General features: G+C 68.9%; 1 protein-coding gene and 2 pseudogenes. 2 read left to right on the top strand and 1 reads right to left on the bottom strand.

Going from position 1 to position 1218, the window contains the following annotated elements; all coding sequences use genetic code 11:
• A pseudogene (locus ABT116_RS51255) lies at window positions 1–94 on the bottom strand (NAD-dependent protein deacetylase 1); the annotation flags it as partial.
• Window positions 95–104: 10 nt separating this feature from the next.
• Between ABT116_RS51255 and ABT116_RS47985 the strand changes: the two are divergent.
• Both ABT116_RS47985 and ABT116_RS47990 read left to right on the top strand, forming a co-directional pair.
• Window positions 105–728, top strand: coding sequence for a hypothetical protein (locus tag ABT116_RS47985; RefSeq protein WP_351647795.1), 624 nt, complete (start codon window positions 105–107; stop codon window positions 726–728).
• A gap of 17 nt (window positions 729–745) precedes the next feature.
• A pseudogene (locus ABT116_RS47990) lies at window positions 746–1218 on the top strand (hypothetical protein); the annotation flags it as partial.

Consider the following 1218-nt stretch of genomic DNA (forward strand, 5'->3'; position numbering starts at 1 on the left):
GTGCCCAGTACCGGCGCCGGGCCTCGGCGGCGGCGGTGAAGTCCTGGTAGGTCATCGGAGTGTGCCGGCTCAGACTCCCTCCCTCTCCCCGGTAGAGCCCGGACTTGGCGTACGAGTTCCTCGATGTGCGGTGGCGGATGATCCACCACTACGGGGTGGAGGTCGACGGGCTGCGCTACGACGGTGCCGGGCTGAACCTGTATCGCGGCACCCGGTCCCCGTACGGCGGTGTGCACGCCGGTAAGTGGCCGATCTTCGTCGACTCCCACGACGTCCGGCACGCCTACTTCCAAGATCCGGACACCAACGCCTGGCACCAACTGGTGTGGGAACACGGGGCGTGCCTGAACCAGCCGTTCAGCGCCGATGCCGTCGACTACGCCAAACGCGTCAGCATCCGCGAGCACCGCCACCTCGATCCGCACCGCGCCGTGCAGGACCTGCTGCTCGCGTGGAGCCGGGAGGAAGTCGAGACCCGCCGCGACCGCAGCCTGGCCCGGCGGCTCAGCGCGCAGCGGCCCACCCTCGACGGCGAACGGACGTCCGGTGCCGCGCCGGACGGCGAATCCGTGCGGGAGGACGCGTCGCTGCCCGGGGTCATCGATCTGCTCGAGCACCTCGCCCAACGCTCGACGAGCCCGGTCGAGCTTCCCGACGACCTGGACGTGTTCGAGCAGTACTACGCGCAGCGGCCGGACGAGGAGGTATTCGGGGTGTTCGACGAGTGAACCGATGGGCACGATGGTTGGCGGACAACGGCACCGCCCGCTACCAACTCTCCCGCAAGAAGGGATGGGATGCGTTCGTGCACTCCGCACCGCGCGAGTCGTTCGACGTCCTCACCCGCACCGAAAAGACCCGGCTCAGCGGTGAGGAACGGGAGGACTACAACGAGGCCCGGATGGTGTGGAACGCGAACCTGCCGACGATCAAGACCAGCCAGCTGACCGCCGCGTACTCGGTGATCGATCAGGTCCTGGCCTCCGGGCGGCGGGACGGGGACAAGCTGCGCGGGTCGGTGGTGATCGACGCCGAACCCGGTTTGGGGAAGACGACCATCGCCACCCGGTACGCCCGCGACTTCCACCGCCGCGCCTACCGCCGGGAGGGCCCGGTCACCTTAGCCCACGCCCCCAGGCCGACACCGATGATGATCTCGATGGTGATGGCCAGCAGCGTCAGCCGCAGGGTCACCGGGAAGGCCTCGCTCATGAGGTC

The sequence above is a fragment of the Streptomyces sp. NPDC002130 genome (assembly GCF_040296465.1).
Classification (GTDB): Bacteria; Actinomycetota; Actinomycetes; order Streptomycetales; family Streptomycetaceae; genus Streptomyces.